The 19,487-nt window shown below is 43.0% G+C and carries 16 protein-coding genes; all 16 read left to right on the top strand.

Going from position 1 to position 19,487, the window contains the following annotated elements; genetic code table 11:
* Positions 1-26 precede the first annotated feature (26 nt).
* Positions 27-158: a hypothetical protein gene (locus FQ608_RS27755; RefSeq protein WP_262885477.1), complete on the top strand. Its 132-nt coding sequence runs from the start codon at positions 27-29 to the stop codon at positions 156-158.
* 22 nt (positions 159-180) lie between these two features.
* Entirely contained in the window at positions 181-1,191 is a 1,011-nt protein-coding gene (trpD, locus tag FQ608_RS07335) for an anthranilate phosphoribosyltransferase (protein WP_158857175.1), read from the top strand.
* Positions 1,192-1,196: 5 nt separating this feature from the next.
* The gene (gene trpC, locus FQ608_RS07340; RefSeq protein WP_158857176.1) at positions 1,197-2,018 is read left to right on the top strand and encodes an indole-3-glycerol phosphate synthase TrpC; all 822 of its coding nucleotides are present in this window, start codon (positions 1,197-1,199) and stop codon (positions 2,016-2,018) included.
* Positions 2,015-2,650: a phosphoribosylanthranilate isomerase gene (locus FQ608_RS07345; RefSeq protein WP_158857177.1), complete on the top strand. Its 636-nt coding sequence runs from the start codon at positions 2,015-2,017 to the stop codon at positions 2,648-2,650. Before trpC ends, FQ608_RS07345 begins: the two co-directional genes overlap by 4 nt.
* Positions 2,651-2,686: 36 nt before the next feature.
* Positions 2,687-3,865, top strand: a complete 1,179-nt coding sequence (trpB, locus tag FQ608_RS07350) for a tryptophan synthase subunit beta (protein WP_158857178.1) — start codon at positions 2,687-2,689, stop codon at positions 3,863-3,865.
* An 11-nt stretch (positions 3,866-3,876) separates the two neighbouring features.
* On the top strand, positions 3,877-4,653 hold the full coding sequence (gene trpA / locus FQ608_RS07355) for a tryptophan synthase subunit alpha (RefSeq protein WP_158857343.1): 777 nt from the start codon (positions 3,877-3,879) through the stop codon (positions 4,651-4,653).
* A 4-nt stretch (positions 4,654-4,657) separates the two neighbouring features.
* Positions 4,658-5,677, top strand: a complete 1,020-nt coding sequence (gene aroF, locus FQ608_RS07360) for a 3-deoxy-7-phosphoheptulonate synthase (RefSeq protein WP_158857179.1) — start codon at positions 4,658-4,660, stop codon at positions 5,675-5,677.
* Between the two features lie 216 nt (positions 5,678-5,893).
* Complete coding sequence (locus FQ608_RS07365) at positions 5,894-8,443, top strand: phosphocholine-specific phospholipase C (RefSeq protein ID WP_158857180.1); 2,550 nt, start codon at positions 5,894-5,896, stop codon at positions 8,441-8,443.
* Between the two features lie 262 nt (positions 8,444-8,705).
* The gene (locus FQ608_RS07370) at positions 8,706-9,710 is read left to right on the top strand and encodes a 2-dehydro-3-deoxygalactonokinase (RefSeq protein ID WP_158857181.1); all 1,005 of its coding nucleotides are present in this window, start codon (positions 8,706-8,708) and stop codon (positions 9,708-9,710) included.
* Positions 9,679-10,323 carry a bifunctional 4-hydroxy-2-oxoglutarate aldolase/2-dehydro-3-deoxy-phosphogluconate aldolase gene (locus FQ608_RS07375; protein WP_158857182.1) on the top strand — a complete coding sequence of 215 codons (645 nt, stop codon included), beginning with the start codon at positions 9,679-9,681 and terminating at the stop codon, positions 10,321-10,323. The genes FQ608_RS07370 and FQ608_RS07375 overlap by 32 nt, the downstream gene beginning before the upstream one ends.
* A 68-nt stretch (positions 10,324-10,391) precedes the next feature.
* Entirely contained in the window at positions 10,392-11,753 is a 1,362-nt protein-coding gene (locus tag FQ608_RS07380; RefSeq protein ID WP_158857183.1) for a GntP family permease, read from the top strand.
* 32 nt (positions 11,754-11,785) lie between these two features.
* Complete coding sequence (locus tag FQ608_RS07385; RefSeq protein ID WP_158857184.1) at positions 11,786-12,622, top strand: fumarylacetoacetate hydrolase family protein; 837 nt, start codon at positions 11,786-11,788, stop codon at positions 12,620-12,622.
* A 408-nt stretch (positions 12,623-13,030) separates the two neighbouring features.
* On the top strand, positions 13,031-14,299 hold the full coding sequence (locus FQ608_RS07390; protein ID WP_158857185.1) for a hypothetical protein: 1,269 nt from the start codon (positions 13,031-13,033) through the stop codon (positions 14,297-14,299).
* Positions 14,300-14,568: 269 nt separating this feature from the next.
* Entirely contained in the window at positions 14,569-15,138 is a 570-nt protein-coding gene (locus tag FQ608_RS07395) for a TetR/AcrR family transcriptional regulator (protein ID WP_158857186.1), read from the top strand.
* A gap of 70 nt (positions 15,139-15,208) precedes the next feature.
* Positions 15,209-16,318, top strand: coding sequence for an efflux RND transporter periplasmic adaptor subunit (locus FQ608_RS07400; RefSeq protein WP_158857187.1), 1,110 nt, complete (start codon positions 15,209-15,211; stop codon positions 16,316-16,318).
* An 8-nt stretch (positions 16,319-16,326) separates the two neighbouring features.
* On the top strand, positions 16,327-19,473 hold the full coding sequence (locus FQ608_RS07405) for an efflux RND transporter permease subunit (protein WP_158857188.1): 3,147 nt from the start codon (positions 16,327-16,329) through the stop codon (positions 19,471-19,473).
* Positions 19,474-19,487 lie beyond the last annotated feature (14 nt).

Here is a 19,487-nt window from a genome sequence, read left to right on the forward strand (position 1 = left end):
AGAATAGAAGTTAATCAACAAATAATATGAAATCGAGCCTGCCTACCGGACAGGCAGGCATGACGAGAACGTCACACAATGGAATGAATATCATGGTGAGATTCCCAGTCTGCCGTCAGGCAGGCACCTGCCTGACGGCAATAAGGTCTGACCGCTGAAAAACAATTATAAACAGATAAAATGAAAGATATTTTAAACCTACTTATTGAGTACAAAACGCTAACACAGCAACAGGCTAAGGAAGCCTTAAAAAAAATAGCTGCCGGGGAATTTAATCAAAGCCAGATGGCTGCCTTTTTGACCGTTTTTTTGATGCGTAGTGTGCGGGTTGAGGAATTGATGGGGTTCAGGGATGGGCTGTTGGAACTATGCATTCCAGTAGACATTCCAGAATATGACGCCATTGACCTCTGTGGTACCGGAGGAGATGGAAAGGATACGTTTAACATATCCACATTGGCTTCTTTTATCGTCGCTGGAGCGGGACAGCATGTCGCCAAACATGGGAATGTTGGCGTTTCATCGATCTGTGGATCATCAAACCTATTGGCCCATTTTGGATATGAGTTTACGAATGATATCGGAAAGTTGAAAAGGAGCTTGGACCAGGCGAGAATCTGTTTTCTACATGCTCCGCTGTTTCATCCGGCAATGAAAAACATAGGGCCAATCAGAAAGGATCTTGGGGTAAAAACCTTTTTCAATATGTTGGGGCCAATGGTCAACCCCAGCTTCCCCAAAAAGCAACTAGTGGGCGTATTCAGTTTGGAGTTGGCTAGGATGTACGGATATTTGTATCAAAATAATAACATGCGGTTTAGCATCATTCATGCCTTGGATGGCTATGATGAAATTTCGCTGACAGGTAAATTCAAAATAATATCAAACCTCGGAGAGCGAATTCTTTCCCCAGGGGATATATCCTTACCAGTCCTTCATCCCAGTGAAATAAAGGGTGGAAAAACCATTGAAGAAAATGCAAAAATATTTGAAAAAGTACTCAAGGGAGAAGGATCAAATGCGCAGGAAGCGGTAGTCATTGCCAATGCCGCAGCGGCTTTGGAGACTTCTTATCCCAATTGGAGTTGTGACCAGGCAAGAGATGCGGCTGTTGAGTCTTTAAAAAGTAGACAGGCACTGCATGTCTTTAAAAAATTAATTGATCCCAAAACATTGGTGCCAGTAAGTTAACTCACATGAATATTTTAGATAAAATTATTGAGCGGAAAAAGCAGGAGGTAGCAGAGAGGAAATCACTTGCTCCTGAAAAACTTCTTCAAAAAAGCATGTTTTTTGATGGACAACCCGTATCCATGAAAAAATACCTGCTTAATCCGGAGAAAACGGGAATAATCGCTGAATTCAAAAGAAAATCACCTTCCAAGGGTTGGATAAACCAAACTGCTTCCGTAGAAAAAACAACGATCGGTTATATGCAGGCAGGAGCTTCTGCGCTATCTGTATTGACGGACACGGATTTCTTTGGCGGAAGTACGGAAGATCTGATGACCGCCCGGAAGTATAATTTCTGTCCCATTCTTAGGAAGGATTTTGTCATCGATGAATATCAGATTTTGGAAGCCAAATCGATGGGTGCAGATTGCATCTTATTGATTGCGGCGGTGTTAAAGCCCACCCGGTTGGAATCATTGGCTAAATTTGCGAGAGGTTTGGGGATGGAAGTGCTTATGGAGGTTCACGATAGGGAAGAGCTGGATCGTTCACTAAATCCCTATTTGGACGTGGTGGGAGTAAACAACCGAAACCTCAAGACCTTTGAGGTAAGTTTGGAGACTTCGCTAAGCTTGGTAGATTCCATTCCTGACGAGTTTGTTAAAATTTCAGAAAGCGGTATTTCCAAGCCAGAAACGTTGATCCAATTGAGAGTTGCGGGTTATCAGGGATTCTTGATTGGGGAGAACTTCATGAGAAGTATCCGTCCTTATCAGGCAGCCTATAATTTTATGAATGAATATAGGAAGTTGCTTACCGGACACATTTCAAAGTTGGCTATATGATAGTTAAGGTTTGTGGCATGAGGGAGGAAGAAAACGTGAAAAAGTTGATATCGGACGCAGCACCCGACCTTATGGGATTGATCTTCTATCCACCATCTGCGAGGTATGTGGAGCGGGACGATGTTCATCCTGAGTTTTATAAAGAGTTCTCTCAAAAAAAGGTGGGCGTGTTCGTCAACGAATCAAATGAAGAGATAGGGAAAAAAATCCAGACTTACGGACTGTCTTACGTTCAACTTCACGGAGATGAATCCCCAGAATTTATCGCGTTATTGAAGCAACATACCTCCGCTATAATCATTAAAGTGTTCCGCATTGGGCCTACTTGGAATTGGAAGCAGGTCCAGCCCTATGTCGGAGTGGCGGATTGGTTTTTATTTGATACCCAAACCCCCGATTATGGCGGTTCCGGCAAAACGTTTGACTGGGGGGTTTTGGAGAAATACCCCTATGACATGCCATTTCTCCTAAGCGGAGGCCTAGATGAAACGCATATTGATGCCATTAACTCCCTTGTTAAAAGGGTTCCCTACTGTGTGGGCGTCGATATTAACTCCAGGTTTGAAATTAGTCCGGGTCTAAAGGACATAGCCAGAGTTAAAACATTTATTAACAAAGTAAGATTAGATTAAAAGACTGCGTATTTCAGTCGTAAAAAACAATAGGATATGATCAGAATAGATGAAAATGGGTTTTACGGCAAGTTCGGGGGAGCATTTATCCCTGAGATGCTATATCCAAATATAGAGGAACTCCGGGAGAATTACCTTCCCATTATTAATTCAGAGGAGTTTCAGGTGGAATTCCGGCACCTATTAAAAGATTACGTAGGAAGACCAACCCCTTTATTTTTAGCTGAAAGGCTGTCTGAAAAATACAAGGCAAAAATATATCTAAAGCGGGAGGATTTGTGTCATACGGGTGCCCACAAGGTAAACAACACCGTAGGTCAGATTATTTTGGCTAAAAAGTTAGGTAAAAAGCGGATTATCGCCGAAACTGGTGCTGGGCAACACGGTGTAGCGACAGCTACTGTATGTGCGTTGATGGGCATGGACTGTACGGTGTACATGGGTGCCGTCGATATGGAGCGGCAAAAGCCGAACGTAGAGCGAATGCGGATTTTGGGAGCGAAAGTCGTTCCCGCCACTTCCGGCAGCCAAACACTGAAGGACGCTACAAACGAGGCCATGCGTCAATGGATCAATAATCCCGTTGACACGCATTATATAATTGGTTCGGTAGTAGGTCCCCATCCTTATCCCGAGATGGTGGCTAAATTTCAATCTGTAATAAGTGAAGAAATAAAGGCCCAGTTGCTGGAGAAAGAGGGCAGGGAAAACCCGGATATGGTGATTGCATGTGTAGGTGGAGGAAGTAATGCCGCAGGAGCCTTTTATCATTATTATAATGAACCATCAGTACGACTTATCGCCGTGGAGGCTGCCGGATTAGGTATATTTTCGGGCAAATCCGCAGCTACTACCAGTCTGGGTAAGCTCGGAATTCTTCATGGAAGCCGAACCTTGCTAATGCAGACGGAGGATGGACAGGTTGTAGAGCCCCATTCAATTTCAGCAGGATTGGATTATCCGGGAATCGGTCCGGTTCACGCCCACCTATTTGATACGGGTAGGGGAGAGTTTGTTGCAGTGGAAGACGAGGATGCTATGGTTGCTGGTATTGAATTAAGCCGATTGGAAGGGATTATCCCAGCCATAGAGTCCGCACATGCCTTCTCCGCTTTAAATCAGTTGTCGTATAATCCATCTGATATCATCGTAATAAACCTTTCAGGCAGAGGGGACAAGGACTTGGAAACATATATCAAATGGGGAAATTACTAAACGTAGCTGAAATGAACAGAATTGACGAACTTTTCAAAAAGAAATCCGAGAATATACTTTCCATATACTTTACAGCCGGATTTCCGTCCTTGGAAGACACGCTGCCTATTATGAAAGCCATAGAAGCAGCCGGAGCCGACATCATAGAAGTAGGCGTACCTTATTCAGATCCGATTGCGGATGGACCAACCATACAGGAAAGCAACTTGGTTGCTTTGAATAATGGAATGAGCCTGCGCAAACTCTTTGATCAGCTGGCGGATATGCGGAAAGAGGTGAATTTGCCTGTTATTCTCATGGGGTACTTAAACCCGGTAGTTCAGTTTGGTGTGGAGAAGTTCTGTCAGAAATGTCAAGAAGTAGGGGTAGACGGATTGATCTTACCCGATTTGCCGATGAGCCAATATCTTACAGAATATAAGGAGATCTTTGACAGGTATGAACTTCGTAATACCTTTTTGATTTCACCCCAGACCAGTGAGAAAAGAATTCGGGAAATCGACAGTCATACTGATGGATTTATTTATATGGTTTCCTCGGCTAGTATCACGGGTGCAAAGGCAGCTTTAAGTGCGGAACAGCTTGCCTATTTTGAGCGGGTACGATTGATGGGACTCAAAAACCCCAGACTGATTGGATTTGGGATTTCGGATAACGCAACCTTTAAAACAGCAGCGAGCTATTCCCATGGTGCCATTATAGGCAGTGCGTTTATCAACGTGCTAAAATCAGCAGAAGACCAGGAAAAGGCAGTTATCGAATATATCCAAGGTGTAATTAACAATTGATATCATGATTATTCAATTAAAAAAAGACCTCCATTCTTCTGATTTGGAGAATCTAATAGGGAAGATATCCAGCTTTGGTTATAAAATTACCCCAGTGTCTACTCAGGTCGGAGATTACCTTATCGGTATAGGTTCTAAAAATATAGATATCCGGAAAATTGGCCATCTGCGTGGAATCCAGGATATACACATGGTTTCTGATGATTACAAGCTGGTATCCAAAAAATGGAAAGTAAAACCTACTGTAATTGAGTTGGGTGATGGTATCGCAATTCAGGACGGTGAAATGGCTATTATTGCAGGACCTTGCTCCATTGAATCTGAAGAACAGATTATAAATGTAATTGGGCACCTTAAAGAAAGTGGGATTAAACTAATGCGAGGTGGTGTATTCAAGCCAAGAAGCAGCCCCTATGCTTTTAGAGGGTTGGGCATGGAAGGCCTGAAATTATGGTATAAACTGGCTAAGGAAGCAGGTATCAAAATCGTAACCGAGGTAATGCAGGTCTCCCAAATTGAGGAGATGCATGATTATGTGGATGTTTTTCAAGTCGGGGCAAGAAATACCCAAAACTTCAACCTGCTTGACGAACTGGGAAAGGTGGACAAGGCAGTAATGATCAAACGGGGGATTTCGGGTACCATCGAAGAATTGTTGCAATCGGCTGAATATGTTTTTTCAGGCGGAAATGAAAAAATAATCCTTTGCGAACGTGGTATTCGGACTTACGAACGGGCCAGCAGAAATACATTGGATCTAAATGCTATCCCCATCCTGAAAGCCAAGTCCCACTTGCCCGTGGTAGTTGATCCTTCCCATGGAATTGGAATCAGGGAATATGTACCCCAAATGGCTCTTTCGGGAGTTATGTCAGGAGCGGACGGCATCATCTACGAAACACACGAGAATCCGGATAAGGCGTATTCCGATGGGCAGCAAACCCTGAATTTTGAGCAAAGTGCCCTATTGGCAGAACAGATCCGGAAGACTTTCGCTCTACGTAAGACTTTCCCACTGTTGTAATTCTTTTTTTTAATTTATTATTTCCTCGTCGAATACGGTAGAATTTTATCTGTGTTACCTAAATTCATTTATTAGCGTAATATCATTACCATTTCATTAAGAAATCACCGCCCACTGATTTCCGATTGTAAATTTGAAAGAATAACGCTACCTTGTTTAGGTAAATTTTTTTCGGGTTAAAACCCATTTACATCCCCAAAACAATAGTTTATTCTGATGAAAGATTCAAGAAGAGAATTTCTTAAAAAAGCAGCCCTCGCCACTGGAGGAATCAGCTTGTGGAATACCCTACCTGCCTCCATCCAAAAGGCCATGGCGATTGACCCGGCGGTTGGAAGCACCTTTTTCGACGCCGAGCATGTGGTGATTCTCATGCAGGAGAACAGGTCATTCGACCATTGTTTTGGCAAGTTGAAAGGGGTGAGGGGTTTTAATGACCCCCGGGCCATACGCTTACCGAACGAAAACCTGGTGTGGCTACAAAGTGACAAAAAGGGAAACACTTACGCACCCTTTCGCTTTAACATCAAAGACACCAAGGCAACCTGGATGAAAGATATCCCACACTCATGGGAAAATCAGGTAGATGCCCGAAACGATGGCAAGTATGACGGGTGGATTGAGGCCAAGCGCTCCGGTAGGAAAGAATTTGCCCACGTCCCCATGACAATGGGCTTTTATGAGCGGGAAGATATTCCGTTTTATTATGCCTTGGCTGATGCTTTTACCGTCTGCGACCAGCATTTTTGTTCGGCACTCACAGGTACCACCACCAATAGAAATTATCATTGGGCGGGTAAGACTCACGGGGAACCAGGAGATAAACCCAAAGTGAGGAATTCGGATATTGGTTATTCCAAGGAGATAAATTGGAATTCATTTCCAGAGAGGCTGGAGGATAATGGAGTGTCTTGGAAAGTTTATCAAAATGAAGTCAGTCTCAAGACGGAACTCGAGGGAGAGGATGAATCACTTCTCTCAAATTTCACGGATAATAACCTGGAATGGTTCAGCCAATTTCGGGTTCGCCACACACCGGGACACTACAGTTATTTACAAAAAAGAAAAGGAGAAATTCCCGCTGAGATCGAAGTGCTGGAAAAAGAGATAACGACTGCCTCTCAAGATACAAAAGCCGTTTTACAGAAAACGCTGGAATCAAAAAAAGAAGAGCTAGAATGGGTACTCGAATCCTTGCAAACTTGGACACCGGATTCATTCGCAAAACTTTCGGACCGTGAAAAATCCCTGCATAATCGGGCGTTTACGGTGAATAATGCCGATCCGAATTATCATCGGACAGAAGAACTACATTATAAAGAAGCCGGGGAGGATAGAAGTACCAAAATTCCCAAAGGGGATATTTTCCATCAGTTTCGGGAAGATGTGACTTCTGGGAACTTACCCACTGTTTCTTGGCTGGTAGCGCCACAGAAGTTTTCAGACCACCCAAGTGCGCCTTGGTACGGAGCTTGGTATGTATCGGAAACACTGGATATTTTGACAAAAGATCCGGAGGTGTGGAAAAAGACGATTTTTATCCTCAACTATGACGAGAACGATGGATACTTTGACCATATTCCTCCATTTGTACCTCCTAAGCCGGGGGATAGTTCGACTGGAAAGATGTCCGATGGACTGGATGCAACCGGCGAATATGTGACTTTACAACAGGAGCTCGATACGCCGGGTATGAAGCCTGAGAATGCCCGCGATAGCCCGGTGGGACTTGGGTATCGGGTACCGCTAGTAGTTGCCTCACCTTGGTCTAGGGGCGGATGGGTCAATTCCGAAGTTTGCGACATCACCTCAGTGATCAAATTGATGGAGAATTTTATTGGCAAAAAAACGGGAAGGGCAATTAAGGAAACCAATATCAGTCCATGGAGGAGAGCTATTTGCGGTGATTTAACATCTGTATTCCGACAATATGACGGAGAAAAAATCAGTTTACCTGACTTTGTTGATAAGGAATCGCATATTAAAACCATTTACAACGCAAGCTTCAAAGATATTCCCGACAATTTTAAGGCACTAAACCGCGCCGAAGTAGAGCAAGTTAATACCAATCCAAATCTTTCGAACTGGATGCCTAAACAAGAACCGGGAACCAAACCTTCGAATGCGCTTGCATACCAACTGGAAGTGGATGGAAGTTTAGAAAAAGAAACCGGACAGGTAGGTATAACCTTTCATGCAAGTAGGGAGCTTTTTGGGAAAAAAGCTTTAGGGGCTCCATTCCAAGTATATGCCCGGAATTACAGGAAACTTGATTCATTCGAGTCGGTTCAGGTCTGGAATTTTGCAGTTAAGTCAGGGGATGCATTCCAACATAACTGGGATATGGATCGGTTTTTCCAAAAAGCATATGACCTGGAAGTATATGGGCCAAACGGATTTTACCGACGCATTAGCGGACAACATAGCGACCCGCGTCTTAGTATCGTGGCTACTTATCAGCCTGACAATCGATTTGCAGGTACTGGAGCTGTAAAATTGCACATGCGCAATCAAGAGTCCCAATCAGTTACGATGGGGGTTAAGGATAATGCATACCAGGACGGTGAGTCCCTATTTACGATTGCACCCAAAGCCGATAAAACATTGTTAATCCGTACCGAAAAGAATTTCGGGTGGTATGATTTTTCAGTTTTCCTGAAAGGGAACAAATCATTCGAAAGAAGATTTGCGGGTAGAACGGAATTTGGAACCCATAGCAGAACTGATCCATTTATGGGGAGAGAACTTCCGTCTTTTATCGGATAGAAATTGCTCAATTTTCCAAAATTCAATAGTGTCATGCGTTATTGAAAAGTAAGACCAAAGGATCCATTCCTTTGGTTTTCTTTATTTTTATCCTAGGTTTATTTAAAACCAAACCAATTATCTCTATCTTTAATTTTTTAATATCTCCCCTGATCGTCATGGTTTGAGCGTGAATTTGATCATTGACTAGGGTGTAGGTTAATAAAAGAAAAACAAGCGGAATAAGAGATAGCGAAAAAATACTAAAAATGGACACATTGGTATGGTAAGGTTTATAAGCTGTGATTGGGGTACTTCTTCTTTTCGGCTTAGGCTGATTGACACGGCGGATCTTAAGGTTGTGGGTGAAGAAAGAAATCAACGTGGCATTTCGGTCGTATACAGGCAATTTTTAGAGTTAAAGGAAAAGTCGCCTTCCATTCGGGAATCTTTTTATAAGCAAGTCATTTCCGAAGGTGTGGAGGCATTGGAAAAATCCTGCAAGGGGGATTTATCCGGACTTATGATTATTTGTTCGGGTATGGTAACCTCCAGCATAGGATTAAGAGAAGTTCCTTTCACCCCTTTGCCCTTCGATGTTTCGGGGAAAAATCTGGGAATGGATTTCATCGGTGCTTCGGTGGACTTTGGTCATCCGTTATTACTTCTTTCAGGGCTTCGTAGTGATACCGACGTGATGCGGGGTGAAGAGTCGGAATTGGTAGGTGTTATTCAAATGTTGGATGACTTTTCCGGGGAAGGTTTATTCATTCTACCCGGTACCCATTCTAAGCATGTGCGTGTGACTGGCTACCAAGTATCAGAATTTACCACATTTATGACGGGTGAGTTTTTTGATTTGCTTTGCCAGCAAAGTATATTGAAAGACAGCATTAGCAGTGATGACACCTTTGATTTCACTCGTTCCGGGGAGTCGTTTAGAAGCGGGGTGAAGGCAGGTCTCTCAGGCTCATTGCTGTCACAGGCATTTTTAGTTCGGACAAGAGTGCTCTTCGGTAAGGCTAATAAAACCGACAACTACCATTACCTAAGCGGGCTGCTGATAGGAAATGAATTAAAGGAGCTTACAAACTCTGGGAATTTGCCGATTTATTTGTGCTGTACTTCTCATCTGGAAGCTCAATACAGACTGGCTCTTAAAACACTGGGGATAGATGTGATGATTATTCCCGCCGCTACCATGGATCAGGCTGTGGTTCGGGGTCAATTTAAAATTTACAATCAAAACCTAAATCATGAACGGAGCATTTTCTTGGGAAGCTTTTGATAAAGCACCAATAGTTGCTATTTTAAGAAACCTACCTGCAAGCAGTTTACTATCCATTGCGAAATGTATGGTAACTTCGGGGATTTCCACTATGGAAATCACCATCAATACTCCCGGAGCGTTAGAATCAATCCAGTCCCTTCGTGAAAACTATGGGGATAAATTGAATATAGGAGCAGGTACTGTCTGCAATCTCAGCGACATGCACGGGGCCTTGGATGCTGGGGCGCAATTTATTGTAATGCCCGTCTGTGAAGAAGACGTCATCAACTATTGTGTCATTCATAAGATACCAGTGTTCCCAGGAGCTTATACACCCACTGAGATATATAAAGCATGGCAATTGGGAGCTACCATGGTCAAGGTCTTTCCCGCCAGCGACTTGGGTCCATCCTACATAAAGGATGTCTTGGCTCCTTTAGATGGCATCAAACTGATGCCTACCGGAGGGGTGACTTTGGAAAACCTAGGTTCATTTTTCGAGGCTGGTGCCAAAGCTGTTGGAATAGGAGGGGGGATTGTTCCCAAGAAGCTCATAGAAACAGAAGATTGGAAAGCCCTTGAAAAACTTATGTCCAACTTTATCCGGGCTTATAACAAAAGTACACTTTAAAACAATAATAGCAGACATTGTCAAATTGACTTTTAAATCACCTTTAGACCCAAAAAATAAGCCCTCGGATGGATCAAACCATATATCTACTGATAATAACCACTCTTTCAATTTTACTTTTACTGGTGCTTGTAATGAAACTAAAGGTTCACGCCTTTATCTCATTGTTGCTCGCCAGCACCTTTGTGGGTTTGGCTTCCGGCATGCCTTTTTTGGAGCTTATTGCAAATTTGCAAAAAGGGATGGGAGATATCCTGGGATTTATTACAATAGTCGTTGGATTGGGAGCCATTTTGGGCAAGTTGTTGGAAGTTTCAGGCGGGGCGGAAACTCTTGCCCACTTTATTATTAAGGGATTTGGGGAAAAGCGCACTACTTGGGCGCTGATGTTGACAGGATTTATTGTTTCCATCCCAGTTTTTCTTGATGTGGGGTTTATTATCTTGATCCCGCTTATTTATGCCCTTACAAAAAAATCAGGCCTTTCTCTTTTGCATTATGCCATTCCCTTACTCGCTGGTATGGCAGTCACCCATGCCTTTATTCCTCCTACTCCAGGTCCTGTAGCCGTCGCTGAGATTCTAAATGCCAATCTTGGATGGATGATTGTCTTTGGGGTAGTGGTCGGATTACCCTGTTCCATTATCGCCGGACCGTTGTTCGGTAATTATATATCAAAGCGGATATTCGTTCCTGTACCGCAGCATATTGAATTTGCAGCTAGCAAGGAAACTCCCAAGAAAAGTGATTTTATGATGATTGCCTTTGTCATAACCTTACCTTTGGTGTTGATTTTATTGTCAACTACCAGTGGCATGTTGGTGAGTATGGACTATTTTGACGCGGATAATTTCACCATTAACCTGCTGCAGTTTATAGGTCACCCATTTATGGCACTTACCATTGCTACCCTGATTGCCTCTTATTTTTTAGGATTTAAAAAAGGCTTCAACGCCAAGCAACTCCTGGAATTCTCCGACAAAGCGCTTGCTCCTGCCGGCTTGATAATCGTTATTACAGGAGCCGGGGGTATGTTTAAGCAGATTTTGGTAGAAAGTGGAGCGGGAGAGGCCCTGGCGCAGGTATTTATAGATTATAATGTGGCCCCAATTGTCATGGCCTATGTCATTGCGGTTGTGATTCGGGTCATTCAAGGCTCGGCGACGGTAGCCATGGTAACCGCTGCTGGGATGATATCCCCAGTCTTGATGGGTATGGAGTACTCAGAACCCATGAAAGCCTTGATAGGTATTTCGATCGCCTCCGGATCCTGCATACTTTCCCACGTCAACGACAGCGGGTTTTGGCTGGTAAAAAAATACCTTGATATCTCCGAGAAACAGACCCTTCAAACCTGGACCGTTATGGAGACGATCATCTCCGTTAGTGGTTTTGCAATTGTCATGTTATTGTCTTTATTTATTGCTTAATCGAAAACAATCATAACCTAAAAATAAAGCCTATGAAACTTTACAGAACGCATCAAGGAATTGTTGTTGAGCAAGCAGCTCAATTTTATCTAATTAAAGATCACTCTTGGGACTCATTCATCAATGACGATCACCTGATCGAAAAAATCAATGGGCTTATACCACTTCTGGATCCATCCGAAGGAGCAAGAGAAGCCATTATTGAAGGCCTGCTGCCTCCTGTGGAGAGTCAGGAGATCTGGGCGAGCGGTGTTACCTATTTTAGAAGTAAACTGGGAAGACAGGAAGAAAGCAAGGATAGTGGAGGTGCTACTTTTTACGAATTGGTTTATCATGCCGACCGGCCGGAATTATTTATGAAAGCTACCGGGCAACGTGCGGTTGGCCATGGAGGCTTGGTGCGAATCAGGAAGGATTCCACCTGGGATGTTCCTGAGCCGGAACTTACACTGGTCATCTCATCCACGGGCAAAATCATCGGCTATACGATTGGTAACGATATGAGTTCCCGGAGCATAGAAGGGGAAAATCCACTTTATCTCCCCCAAGCTAAAATCTATGACGGAAGTGCTGCTGTAGGACCTTGCATTTTGGTAACAGATAAGCCTCTGTCTCCGGATACCCAAATCAGTTTGATAATAAAAAGAGCTTCACAGGTGGTTTTTGAAGACACCATTCCCATTTCACAAATTAAACGTAAATTTCAGGAGCTAGTGGACTACCTGTATGCGGAATACACCTTTCCTCATGGATCCCTTTTGATGACAGGAACAGGGATAGTGCCTGACAGTAGTTTTACCTTAGCATCAGGTGATGAGGTCAGTATTTCCATAACTGGAATCGGCACATTGACAAATACTGTAGCTTAGGGTGATTAAAAACGGATTGGGGAACATTGGGCGTAGATTACTCATGTTTTAGCGATCCGTTTTTCTAGTTCCATTATTTTTTTAAACTGGCGTATAGCTTAATAAGCTCTATAGTATGTTATTTACCCGGCAGCAGGTATCTCCTTGACCTGTTATTAGGTCAGGCGTGATTTTTTGGAGGGTTTGCTGCTTTCTCAAATAGCACTTTTTTTCCTATAGCCATTATACTGCTGACATCTTCCTTGCATTTGTAAACCATTCTTATTCAGTGTACAGCAAGCATCGTAATACTGTTTAATTCCCATTGGAATTGTTTAAGGATAATTTTTCTGTTAAAATCTTTAATGCAACTTAGTTGCATTAAAGATTTTCGACGCTATATTTGCCCCAGCATTAACCTTATAAAACATGAGAAAATTACCGTATTTGTTGAGCTGTCTCGTAGTGGCAGCAATTTTCAGCTGTAAAAATGATGACGAACCCTTGGCGGAGGACCCAACTCCAACGTTCGAAGAGACAGAAAGTGAATGGATTCGAGTGGCGGCTTGGGATAGTCAGTCCAAAATATCCAAGATTAACCCTACCGCAGGTTCCACTGACACCCCGGATGTATCCCCATTCGTTGAGGGGAGTGCAAACTATTTAAGTACATCCGGCAGGTTTATAGTTTCAATAGACCGACCAAACGGAAAAGTCAGATTTTTTGACACTGGCCTTGAAAACCACGGAGACCACGGTCATGAATATTCAGCAAAATGGTTGAACGGTGAACTGGAAGCACCGTTGCCGACGCATTTTTCAGCGAGCATGGGAAATATTGTGATATTTAATGACGGCGACGGATCAATAGCTTTGTTGAAGGAGTCTATAATGGAAACACCTTCGTTCCAACCCAGTTTAATATATCCAGAGGGAATCACAACTCACCACGGTGCCGGCGTTTGGCTAATTGGTGATAAATTGGCGATTTCCTATCAAGCACCTGACGAGACAGGTTCCCTGCCCCAATTGGTGAAATTGTTGGATCTGCAAGGAAAAGTTATTGCGGAAGATCCATCTGTTCGGGTCACCAATATACATGGCGATGCTTCTAACGGAAAGGTGGGTGTGTTTGGGGCTACGGAAGGGATTTTGGCTGTTACCGCATCCAATGAATTTAAACTTATTGATAATATTGCCCCTTTGGAACCTACTTCCGGCAATTGGATGGGAACCGTAAAAGGTCATGATAACTTAAATGTATTCTACGGATGGGCTAGAAATCTCGGTATTTTTAAGATCAATCCGGCCACAAACGGGATGGAACGTGTTTATGAGGGAAATGATGTAATTTCGTATTTCTTCAGTGCTGACGGGACTCATCTGATCATTCAAAAAACAAACCATGATGTTTTGGTTTTAAAAGCTGATACTGGAGTTCAATCAATTTCTAAGAACATTCAAGCGGCTACCAATGGAAATCCGGCGGCAAGAGAGCGGATGACGGAGTTTGAGGCTTATCGAAAAATGGCTGAGGAAAATCCGGTTCTCTCCGCATCTGAAAAATTCCTTTATATCTTAGAGCCGAGTAGAAACAAAATTACGGTAAGAGATATTCAGACCTTGGAAAAAGTTCACGATCTTGATATCCCTGAAAACACCCAAAATATCATGAGAATAGGTTTTCAGACTAAATAGTCCGAAGTGAACCAAACTTTAAAAAGGCCTTAAGCAAAAATGTTTAAGGCCTTTTACAAATTGCAGCCGAAATTGACAATTTTCCCAGGTCTGATAATTTCCGTTCTTAGGAATTTAAGATATTCAGCGTTCATATAGAGTCTATTTATGCTGGTTTTTAATGTCGATCTTTCAATTTTATTCAATTAACTATCAATCCGTTTCGATTTTTTTATTTGAAGATACTCCACAGACAGGAACCGAATGAACGTTCGATTGGTTGATTTAACATGGAAGAAATTTCCGATAAGAAAAAAGCGATTCTTGAAGCTACCTTAGAATTAGTAGGGGAATACGGCTTTCATGGAACGCCCATGAGCTTAATTGCAAAAGAGTCCGGGGTGGCTGCAGGTACAATTTATCATTATTTTTCCGGCAAGGAAGAGTTGTTAAACGAACTCTATTTATACATTAAACAAAAACTGGTTCACTACGTGGATTCGAAAATTCAGGATGAACTGAGCTACAAAGAAAAATTTATACGACTTTGGATTGACCTGCATGAATTTTATTCAACCCACCCCAGCATCCTTTTCTTTTTTGAGCAATATGTGAATTCTCCATACAACAAAGAAAGAAGCCCCCATCATTTTCAGGGTAAATTCTTTCAATTTCTCCAATCAGGTATTGAGGAAGGTCAATTAAAACCAGTTAAGCCGGAGATTCTTCTGGCCTTATTTATAGGAGCTGTAATGGCAAGTTCAAAAATAAGAGTTTTTGGAAGTATTTCTTTTTCCGATGAAGATTTGAACCAAGCCGTAGAAATGTTGTGGAGTACCATGGCACTTGCCAAAAAGTAGATTTCCTTAAATATAAATAGAAACCAATCCTTTATCTAATTAGAAATAGTATTGCTCATTAACATAGTCCATGAAATTAACATACACATTTCTCATTTCTCTGTTTTTTTTGGCCTCCTGTTCAACTGACAAGCCTGTAGGCAATCAGCAAAGGCCGCTAACTTATCCTGTATTAGAAGTACCACGGAAGACCATTTCTGGGTATAATTCTTACCCGGCAAGTATAGAAGGGACAATCAATAGTGCCGTACGGGCAAAGGTTCCAGGATATATTTTGGAAGTTTTGGTCGATGAAGGGCAGCCCGTGCGGAAAAATCAGGTACTCTTTCGACTGGAAACCCAGTCGCTCAATGAAGATGCTGGTGCCGCAAGTGCAAATGTTAATGCTGCAGAGGTTGAGGTGAATAAGCTTACTCCGCTGGTAGAAAAGGGAATTATCAGCAACGTGCAGCTAGAAACGGCCAAGGCAAGATTGTCCCAAGCGAAGGCAGCCTACAACGGTATCGTAGCCAATATCAACTACGCTACTATCCGAAGTCCTGTAGACGGAAATGTGGGGGCCATACCGTTCAGGGAAGGCGCCTTGGTAAGTCCAAGTGACCCAGTTCCATTGACCACAGTCTCAAAAGTGGAGAAAGTATTTGCTTTCTTTTCTCTCAATGAACGGGAATATCTAAACATCCTTCAATCTACCGAGGGGTCTACGCTGGAAGAAAAGATTAGCCACATGCCTAAAGTTTCACTGGAATTGGTGAATGGGAAAGAATATGAACACCCTGGTGAAATAGTTACGGTAACTGGTCAGGTAAATCCAAGTACAGGGACAGTTAGTTTTCGGGCAACATTTCCAAATCCGGATCGAATTCTATCGACGGGGAACAGTGGCCGGGTTCGTGTCCCCAAAGTGTTTGAGGATGTAGCTGTGATACCCGAGGTTTCCACATTTGAGCAGCAGGGTAAAACATACGTTTTTAAGGTTACTTCAGATAGCACTGTCGTTTCCACGCCCATTGAAATTCAGGATAGAATAGACCAACTGGTTGTGATTTCATCCGGATTGGAACCGGGGGATCGGGTAGTTTATGAAGGGGTTGGAAAGCTTCAAAATCAGAATTCCATTATTCCTGAGCCAATAGCTTTTGACAGCGTTGCCCAATCATTAAAGGTCGTTTTTAAATAAGAAATATCATGTTAAAAGACTTTATAGATCGGCCTGTCTTATCGACGGTAGTCTCTGTGTTGATTTTGATATTAGGTGCGTTGGGACTAAGTAATCTTCCTGTCACCCAATATCCAGATATCGCTCCACCTACGGTCCAAATCATGGCCAATTATCCCGGAGCAAATGCCGAGACAGTGCTCGAAAGTGTCATTATACCGATAGAGGAACAGGTTAATGGTGTGGAGGATATGGATTATATTACCTCTACAGCCAGTAACAACGGGTCAGCTCAGATTCAAGTTTTCTTCAAGCAGGGTGTTGACCCGGATATTGCTGCTGTGAATGTTCAGAATAGGGTTTCTAGGGCAACCCCTTTATTACCCCGTGAAGTAGCCCAAGCTGGGGTGATAACCCAAAAGCAACAAACCAGTTCACTGATGTTCTTTACGCTGCTCTCTGACAATTCGGAATATGATGCAACGTTTATTCAAAATTACCTTAACATCAACGTCATACCTGAGCTGAAGCGGATTGAGGGAGTGGGAGATGTAAACGTTTTTGGGTCGAAAAACTATGCCATGCGAATATGGCTAACTCCAGAAAAACTGGCTGCATATAACCTTATGCCGTCTGACGTTACGGCAGCCATCAATGAGCAGAGTTTGGAGGCAGCAGCTGGTTCATTGGGTCAAAATAATGCCGAGGCGTTTGAATACGTCATCAAGTATGGTGGACGCTTCAAGACAGAAGATCAATATAAGAGTATTGTCATTAAAGCCTTGGGTAACGGACAGTTTCTGACCTTGGGAGATGTTGCGGAAATTGAAATGGATGCGGAGGGTTATACAGTTATGTCCTTTACAAACGGAAAGCCAGGAGTAAGTATGGCAGTGTACCAAACTCCCGGATCCAATGCACAGGAGATTATCAATAATGTAAAAGCGTCCCTGATTGACATGGAGACCCGGTTTCCACCGGGATTGTCTATTTTTATCAATTTTGATACAAACGATTTCCTAAATGCTTCTATAAATAAAGTAGCCGTCACGTTAGCAGAGGCTTTTCTTCTTGTCTTTCTTGTTGTATTTATCTTTTTGCAGGATTTCAAGTCAACTCTTATACCGGCGATAGCTGTACCTGTTTCTATCGTAGGTACGTTTTTCTTCTTGAATTTATTTGGCTACTCGGTAAATTTGTTGACATTATTTGCACTAGTATTGGCTATAGGTATTGTCGTTGACGATGCTATTGTTGTAGTAGAAGCTGTTCATGCCAAATTGGAGGAGGGAGCTAAAAGTGCTCGGAAGGCGACACATAAAGCGATGGAAGAAATTACCGGCGCTATTATCTCAGTGACATTGGTTATGGGTGCGGTATTTATACCTGTGACGTTTATTACCGGCCCTACAGGCGTATTTTACGAGCAGTTTGGTGTTACACTAATGGTGGCAATTGGTATTTCTGCTGTTAACGCACTGACACTGAGTCCCGCATTATGTGCTATTTTATTGAAGCCTCACAAGGATGAGCATGGAAAGAAACGCAGTTTTCTTCAACGATTTTTTGACGCCTTCAATGTTGGTTTTGACGTCACAACTAGGAAATATATAAAATCGCTCGGTTTTCTGTACAAGCATAAATGGATAACGGTCGTAATTCTGCTTGGGTCTGTAGGCGCAATTGTATGGGCATCTGCCAATACCCCAACGGGATTTGTGCCGGACGAAGACCGGGGTATGATTTTTATCAATGTGGAATTGCCCCCAGGAGCGTCTTTGGATAGAACTGTTTCCGTTACGGACGAGCTGTATGCCAAAATAAGTGAAATACCCGGCGTAATGGGAGGATCCATGGTAAATGGGTTCAGTTTGATATCAGGGGCGGGGAGTAATTTTGCACTGGGCTTTATCCGGTTGGATAACTGGGATGATCGGAAAGAAGACTCCAAATCATCTACAGCCATTACTGCCAAAATGTTCCAGATTTCACAGGATATTCCCGGTGCCAACATGCTGTTCTTTGCGCCACCCAGTATTCCGGGGTTTGGAGTGTCTTCGGGTTTCGAGCTGAAATTCCTTGACAGATCTAGCGGCAACTTCACTGATTTGGATCAAAATTCAAAGGAGTTTATGCGGACTTTGATGAGCAGACCGGAAATTCTATATGCCCAAAGTGCCTTTAGCACTGGCTATCCCCAGTACAAATTGGACTTGAATGTACCGAAGGCAAAGGAAGCAGGGGTGTCAATCAGCGATGTATTGGGAACTTTACAAGGTTACATAGGAAGTATTTATGCTGCGGATTTCTCAAGGTTTGGCAAGCAATATCGTGTGTATGTCCAAGCTTTGCCGGAGGATAGGTCGACTACCGATGATTTAAGTTCTTTGTTCGTGCGAAATGCAGCCGGAGAAATGGCCCCAATTACAGAATTTATCCACTTGGAGCGTGTATTTGGACCGCAGGCTGTTACCAGATTTAATCTTTTCAATTCTGTATCCGTAAACGGTGCCGCAGCACCCGGATATTCCTCTGGAGACGCCATTAAGGCTGTACAGGAGGTGAGCGCAACTTCATTACCGAATAATTATTCTGTTGACTACTCGGGACTTACCCGGGAGGAAATAAGCGCAAGCAGCCAAACATTATTCATTATAATGCTAAGTGTTTTGTTTGTCTATTTTATTCTGGCCGCACAATATGAAAGTTACCTCATTCCATTTGCGGTTTTGTTGTCCCTACCGGTAGGAGTGATGGGAGCGTATTTGACAACGAAATTTGCCGGCCTTCAGGCAAATATTTATTTTCAAATAGCCCTGGTAATGCTCTTGGGATTACTCGCGAAAAACGCAATTCTTATCGTGGAATTTGCTATGCAGCGTAGAAAGGCCGGACTTTCCATCGTTGATGCGGCGTTTGAAGGCGCCAAAGTAAGGTTGCGTCCTATATTGATGACGTCATTTGCCTTTATTGTAGGCCTGCTTCCATTGGCTTTTTCAGGCGGAATTGGCGCAGCTGGAAACCGATCTATCGGGATGGGAGCGGTTGGGGGCCTATTGGTAGGAACCGTTATCGGTGTTTTTGTCATTCCCATTTTATATATTTTCTTTCAGTGGCTACAGGAAAAGATCGCCACTAGACAGGAAGAGGAAGAAGAGGAGGAAATATATGTATAATTTTAGTAATCCAT

Source organism: Lunatibacter salilacus, from assembly GCF_009797935.1.
Classification (GTDB): Bacteria; Bacteroidota; Bacteroidia; order Cytophagales; family Cyclobacteriaceae; genus Lunatibacter; species Lunatibacter salilacus.